Below are 6,653 nucleotides of genomic sequence, written 5' to 3' on the forward strand. Positions count from 1 at the left end.
ATCAATATTCGAAAAATTCTTCGATCTGTCAACCTGGAATCAAAAAGGATCCAGAAGGAGTACGGTATCAGTATTCCTCAGTTGTTAACGTTAAACTATCTGAAAACGTGCGATGACTTCAAAGCTACCCACGGACAGATCTCCAAATACCTGAACCTTAACTCGAGTACAGTTACAGGGATCATCAGCAGGCTTGAGAAGAAAGGCTATGTGGCCAAGCTGCCGAACCTGAAAGACAAGAGGATTACTTATGTGGCGCTGACGACAAGTGGGGCGTCCCTGCTCAAAAAAGCGCCTGAACTTATGCATGAGCAACTGCAAACCAAGCTTAACAAGCTATCGGAGGATCAGCTAAAGGAAATTGAGCGTGGTTTCAAACTCCTGATCGATGTGATGGGCATAGACGATATAGATGCATATCCGCTGGTAACGCTGGACGATTTGCTGCCCTCCCAGGATGATAAATAATTTGTGCAGAAGATAATATGATCTTATAACTGTTATTATGCTATGAAAAATGGCATTTTAAATGTTATATCCATAGTTTTGTGTTTTAAATGTTTCTGTAGAAAATAAATTTCTTGAATGCACGCTATTGACCTGGCGATTTTCGCCATTTACATGTTGGCCATGTTGGGAGTTGGTTTCTTCTTCCTGAAGAAAAACAAAGACACTGACGATTATTATGTAGGAGGTAGAAAAATGGGGTCGTGGCATGTGGGCTTGTCCGTAGTGGCCACCGATGTTGGTGGAGGCTTCTCAATCGGACTGGGAGGACTTGGTTTCACTATGGGCATAGCAGGTTCCTGGATGCTGTTTACTGGTTTGATCGGGGCATGGCTGGCCGCAGTGCTGCTTATTCCGAAGGTGAGCCGGTTATCAAAACTTCATAATTTTCTCACTTTCCCTCAGATTTTCGGGCACTTCTATAACGGTCATGTAGCCTTGCTGGCCGGAGTGATCTCAGCTATAGGATATATCGGGTTCACCAGTTCGCAGATCCTGGCCGGAGCTAAGCTGGCATCTGCTTCATTTGTTGAACTAGACCTGAATACCGCCCTGATCATTATGGGAGTAATTGCCATAGTTTATACGGTAATGGGCGGCATGAAAGCTGTTATTTATACTGACACCATTCAGTGGATCATATTGATGTCCGGCCTGATATTCATAGGTATTCCATTAGGCTATATGGCTATTGGTGGTTATGACGCTATTTCTACCATACTGCCTGCCGAATACTTATCCTTTGGCAATATCAAATGGCAGACCTTCGTCAACTGGGGCATCACCATCATTCCGATCTGGTTTGTGGGCATGACACTCTACCAGCGGATCTACTCATGCAGGGGAGAAAAAGAGGCACGGAAAGCCTGGTTTATCGCAGGCCTGTTTGAGTGGCCTGTTATGGCGATGATGGGTGTTTTGCTTGGGCTTTTTGCCCGTGTTGCGGCCGAGCAGGGTATGTTTGTTGACCTTGGCTTTGCTACCGTTGGCGACATAGATTCAGAAATGGGCCTTCCGCTTTTGCTTCGAAGCATCCTGCCTGTCGGGCTAATGGGACTGATGATGTCAGCATATTTCTCAGCCATTATGTCCACCGCGGATAGCTGCCTGATGGCGGCATCCGGCAACATTCTTACCGATGTGCTGGGGAGATGGCTACACATTGGCAAAAGTGAAAAAAGCATTCTGAGAACTTCGCAGGTGCTTACACTCGTTATAGGTATAGCTGCACTTATTCTGGCTACATTTATGCAGAATGTTTTAGAGTTGATGCTTTATTCATATGCATTTATGGTTTCGGGACTGTTCGTTCCGGTTATTGCAGCGCTGTTTGTAAAAAACAGCAGTTCCCTGGCAGCATTTCTTGCCATGCTTACAGGAGGGATAGTTACACTCACCCTTATACTGAGCCAGCAAAAACTGCCGTTGGGCCTCGATGCCAATTTCTACGGGATCACATCTTCGCTGGTCATGTTTATCGTGGTCAACGAAGTAAGAAAGAAACAAAAATTAAAACATGCTTAACTTATGAGTACAATTTCAGCAAACACAAATAAAGACACAAAAATGGTTCAATATAATATAATGACACCTGCGGAAACGGTGGGACTGATCCACCGCGAAGAGGTGGCGGATTTCCTTTATGTGCACCTGGATGAATTCGGTGACGAAAAGGCAGATATCCTTAAAGCTATTGATTATGCTTTGGACAGCGGTGTTACACCCGGTGGGTTTGTAGTTACCGCCAGACTGGATGGCAAGATCATCGGTGCCGTTGTGATCAACAGAACCGGTATGGCAGGCTATATTCCTGAGAATATCCTGGTTTATATCGCTATGGATTCTGCGCACCGCGGTAAGGGAATAGGTAAGGAACTGATGAAAAGGGCTATTGATAAAGCGGATGGCGATATTGCTTTGCATGTGGAGCCAAATAACCCTGCTAAATTTCTTTATGAGAAATTGGGCTTTACCAATAAGTACCTTGAAATGAGACTTAAAAAATAAGCAGTTTCATACTGTATGCCGATAAAGGATGCAACGCTGCAAAAACTGCAGCAACTACGGAAAGAACTACACCAAGAGCCGGAAGTTTCTGGTGAAGAGAAGGAAACCGCCCAAAAGATCAGGGATTTCATAACACAGTTTGAGCCTGATGAAGTGGTGACAGGAATAGGAGGAGAGGGCATGATCTTCTATTTTGACGGAGAAAAGCCCGGCCCTACTGTCATGATCAGGGCAGAACTCGATGGCTTGCCTATAGAAGAGATCAATGATATTCCCTATAAATCCAGGAAGGAAGGCAAAGCACACCTCTGTGGCCACGATGGCCACATGTCGATGGTGGCCGGCTTAGCTCCGCTGCTGGCCGATCAAAAACCTGACAAGGGCAGAGTGGCCTTACTATTCCAACCGGCGGAAGAAACCGGTGAAGGTGCCGGCCGCATGATCAAGGACGACGCCTTTCAAGACCTTAAAGTAGATTATATCTTCGCCCTTCATAACCTTCCGGGGTTTGCCAAAAAAGACATTATTGTTAAAGAAGGCGTATTTGCCGCAGCTTCCAAGGGATTGATCATAGAGTTGCAGGGCAAAACATCCCACGCCGCCGAACCCCATAATGGTATCAGCCCGGCTCGTGCAGTGGCAGAGATCATAAAATTGATCGAGGAGGCACCTTCAACCCTGAGCGGATTGAAGGATTTTGCACTGGCTACAGTAGTGCATGCCAGGCTGGGTGACCGCGCTTTTGGTGTTACCCCTGGCAAAGGCGTGGTAATGGCGACCATACGTGCCTATCATGACGAAGACCTTTCCAAACTGGAAAAGGAAATAGAGAAACGAACCAAGGCTATTGCTGAACAATACAAGCTAAAAGTACAAATCAGTGATACGGAAATATTTAGCTCAACCATCAGCGACAAAAATTGTTGTGAGTATATAAAAAATGCTGCTCAACAATTGAATCTGTCGGTGACCGAAGTAGAACAACCCTTTAGGTGGAGTGAGGATTTCGGCCTTTTTACACAAAAATATAAAGGAGCCCTGTTCGGACTGGGCTCAGGTGAGGATATGCCCGATTTGCATAACCCGAATTATAATTTCCCGGATGAGATTTTGAGCACTGGCATTTTAATGTTTTACAACATCATTAACCAGCTTTTAAAAACAGAAAATGCATAGTACATCTACAATTGTGCTTAACTCAGAGGCGCTAAAATCCAATATTGAATTTATAAGGTCCAGACTGGGCGAAAATGTGAGGTTATCATCGGTAGTGAAAGGCAATGCCTACGGGCATGGTATAGAAACGATAGCGCCCATGATTGAGAAATGTGGTGTAGACCATTTCTCGGTTTTCAGTGCTGACGAAGCCTACAAAGCGCATAAGGTGCTCAATAAAAAGTGTACCATTCTGGTAATGGGAGCCGTGTATAACCATGATGTGGAGTGGCTGGTAGAGCAGGGAATAGAGTTTTTTATTTTTGATATGGAAAGGGCGCAGGTAGCTCTGGACGCAGCCAAAAAAGTAGGCAAGCCTGCCATTATTCATATTGAAGTTGAAACCGGGATGAACAGGACGGGTTTTACCCGTAGTGAACTTGAGCAACTGGTAGGCCTCATCAAAGAAAACAGCCAACACCTGAAACCCCAGGGATTATGCACACATTATGCCGGAGCAGAAAGCATAGCCAACCATGTAAGGGTTCAGAAACAGATCAAGAAGTTCAATAAAACCTACGAATGGCTGAAGAAGAATGGGGTAACACCTGAAGTTCGACATACAGCCTGCTCTGCTGCGGCTATGGCTTACCCAAAAACCCATATGGATATGGTACGGGTGGGAATTTTACAATATGGTTACTGGCCAAGTAAAGAGATTTTTATTGACTACCTCGGCAAACTAAAAACAGAACATAAAATTGACCCATTGAGAAGGGTTATAACCTGGTCAAGCTATGTGATGGGTATAAAAGTAGTTAAGGCCGGAGAGTTCATTGGTTACGGTACCAGCTACCTGGCGCAGCAAAATATGATCATCGCAACTATTCCCGTAGGGTATGCCCATGGTTACAGTAGAGTGCTTAGTAATCAGGGCCGTGTGCTGATCAATGGCCGCAGGGTTGGGGTAATTGGCACGGTCAACATGAATATGATGATGGTAGATATTACCGATGTAACTGGTGTTTCAAAAGGAACTGAAGTAACTTTAATAGGCGGGCATGAGGAAACAGCTATTTCGGTGGCTTCATTTGGGGAGCTGAGTAACCAGCTAAACTATGAACTGCTTACCAGGCTGCCTCATGATATTCCCCGTATAACAGAATAAACCAAAACAATGGCTTTTTTAGAATTATATAAAGATCGCTTAAAACACAATTATCAATACTTGTCAAAACTTTTTGAAGACCGTGATATAGAGTGGGGAGTGGTCACCAAGCTGCTTTGCGGAAACAAAAACTATATCAGGGAGGTGATTAACCTCGGAGCCAGGGAGATCCACGACTCCAGGATAAGCAATCTCAAAGTGGTTAAAAGCATTGACAAAAAGGTTCAGACGGTTTACATCAAGCCTCCGGCCAAGCGCAGTATTCCTAACCTGATCAAATATGCGGATGTAAGCTTTAACACAAGCTACTCTACCATTAAGCTGCTGTCGGAAGAAGCAGGCAGGCAAAACAAAAAACACAAGGTCATTATCATGATCGAAATGGGCGACCTGCGTGAAGGAGTGCTTGGGGAAAATGTCATTGATTTTTACGAGCGCATCTTTGAGCTTCCCAATATTGAAGTTTCAGGCATAGGTACCAATCTCAATTGTCTGCATGGTGTAATGCCCTCGCAGGATAAGCTCATTCAGCTCAGCCTGTACAAACAACTGATTGAAGCCAAATTCAACAGGAAGATCCCCTGGGTTTCAGGAGGTACCTCAGTTACCATTCCCTTGTTGCTGAAAAAAATGAGGCCTATGGGTATCAACCATTTCAGGGTCGGGGAGATCCTCTATTTCGGGCTTAACCTCTTCACCATGAAAACTGTTAAGGGCATGAGGGATGATGTATTTAAACTCTATACAGAGATCATTGAGCTGTACGAGAAGCCTAAAGTACCTATGGGCGAGCTGGCGGAAAACCCTTCCGGCGAGGTAATGGTGATCAACGAGGAAGACTACGGTAAAACTTCATACCGAGCCATTATAGACATTGGGCTACTCGATATCTCACCTGAATACCTGATCCCGGATGATCCGAAAATAGAAATTAGTGGCGCCAGCAGCGACATGCTGGTCATAGATCTGGGCAAAACCAGAAGAAACTACAAAGTAGGTGATCTTGTGTCTTTCAAGTTAAGGTACATGGGCGCACTGAGTATCCTGAACTCAAGCTATATCGATAAGAAGATCATTTAGCGTTCTTATCGACAGGCTTTTTATGATGCTTCTTCTTTTCGCTCAGTCTTATAGTGCTGAATTTTATCACTGAGACAAACACCACACCACCTATAATATTACCTACTGTGGTCCAGAATTGAAAGTGGATGTAGTCCATCCAACTGATGCCCGAGGCTAGTACCCCGGCAAACACTTCAATAGAACCCACAATAGAGTGGTGCAATCCGCCCAGGCCGATCAGCGAAGTGACCAGTATAACTACGGCAATACGGCTGATGGTTTCCTGCGATGATGTAACCAGCCACGACAATTGCCCCATGAGCCAGCCGGCAATGATGCTGCTACCCAGGATTACTAACCAATCATATTTCACCATGTGGTGGGCAAGGTATTTAAAAGCATCCTGAGATATGATGTCCATGCTGGAGCCTATAGCTGTTAAGATAAAAGCCATCAGGTAGCCGCCTACCAGGTTGCCAAGGTATATAATACCCCAGAGCCGCAGCAGGCTTTTGTAAGAGGCCGAGCCTCTGAGTACGGGGATAACCGCTAACGTGGTATGTTCTGTAAATAATTCGGACCTTCCAATGATTACAAAAATGAAACCTATTGGATAGGAGAGTGCCAGAAAAATGTGCATCAGGTAGTCCGGAATATGGCCATGTAGCAGAGTGAGTACCATGCCACTCAAAAACAGCGTAAAACCCACTTCCAGACCGGCGGCAAAAGCAGAAACAAAGAGGCCCTGCGGCGT

Annotated in this window: 7 protein-coding genes; 6 read left to right on the top strand and 1 reads right to left on the bottom strand. The window is 45.1% G+C overall.

The window, feature by feature from the left end; genetic code table 11:
* From E1163_RS03555 to E1163_RS03580, 6 genes are all read left to right on the top strand, one after another.
* On the top strand, positions 1 to 468 hold a 468-nt coding region (locus E1163_RS03555; RefSeq protein ID WP_155169521.1), incomplete at its 5' end, for a MarR family winged helix-turn-helix transcriptional regulator.
* 117 nt (positions 469 to 585) lie between these two features.
* A complete protein-coding gene (locus tag E1163_RS03560; RefSeq protein ID WP_155169523.1) occupies positions 586 to 2,031 on the top strand; it encodes a sodium:solute symporter family protein in 1,446 nt (481 codons plus the stop codon).
* 60 nt (positions 2,032 to 2,091) lie between these two features.
* Complete coding sequence (locus tag E1163_RS03565; RefSeq protein ID WP_425482668.1) at positions 2,092 to 2,514, top strand: GNAT family N-acetyltransferase; 423 nt, start codon at positions 2,092 to 2,094, stop codon at positions 2,512 to 2,514.
* A gap of 15 nt (positions 2,515 to 2,529) precedes the next feature.
* Positions 2,530 to 3,690: an amidohydrolase gene (locus tag E1163_RS03570; protein WP_155169527.1), complete on the top strand. Its 1,161-nt coding sequence runs from the start codon at positions 2,530 to 2,532 to the stop codon at positions 3,688 to 3,690.
* Entirely contained in the window at positions 3,683 to 4,837 is a 1,155-nt protein-coding gene (gene alr, locus E1163_RS03575; protein ID WP_155169529.1) for an alanine racemase, read from the top strand. Before E1163_RS03570 ends, alr begins: the two co-directional genes overlap by 8 nt.
* A gap of 9 nt (positions 4,838 to 4,846) precedes the next feature.
* Positions 4,847 to 5,917, top strand: coding sequence for an alanine racemase (locus E1163_RS03580; RefSeq protein WP_155169531.1), 1,071 nt, complete (start codon positions 4,847 to 4,849; stop codon positions 5,915 to 5,917).
* On the opposite strand, the gene E1163_RS03585 is transcribed toward E1163_RS03580, so the two are convergent.
* The coding region (locus tag E1163_RS03585; RefSeq protein ID WP_155169533.1) for a formate/nitrite transporter family protein at positions 5,910 to 6,653 on the bottom strand (744 nt) is incomplete at its 5' end. The genes E1163_RS03580 and E1163_RS03585 overlap by 8 nt on opposite strands.

Source organism: Fulvivirga kasyanovii, assembly GCF_009711405.1.
Lineage (GTDB): Bacteria > Bacteroidota > Bacteroidia > Cytophagales > Cyclobacteriaceae > Fulvivirga > Fulvivirga kasyanovii.

Excerpts from the sequence above, each read along its gene's own strand:
- E1163_RS03560 (WP_155169523.1), top strand. The coding sequence starts at position 586 with ATGCACGCTATTGACCTGGCGATTTTCGCCATTTACATGTTGGCCATG.
- E1163_RS03565 (WP_425482668.1), top strand. The coding sequence starts at position 2,092 with ATGACACCTGCGGAAACGGTGGGACTGATCCACCGCGAAGAGGTGGCG.
- E1163_RS03570 (WP_155169527.1), top strand. The coding sequence starts at position 2,530 with ATGCCGATAAAGGATGCAACGCTGCAAAAACTGCAGCAACTACGGAAA.
- alr (WP_155169529.1), top strand. The coding sequence starts at position 3,683 with ATGCATAGTACATCTACAATTGTGCTTAACTCAGAGGCGCTAAAATCC.
- E1163_RS03580 (WP_155169531.1), top strand. The coding sequence starts at position 4,847 with ATGGCTTTTTTAGAATTATATAAAGATCGCTTAAAACACAATTATCAA.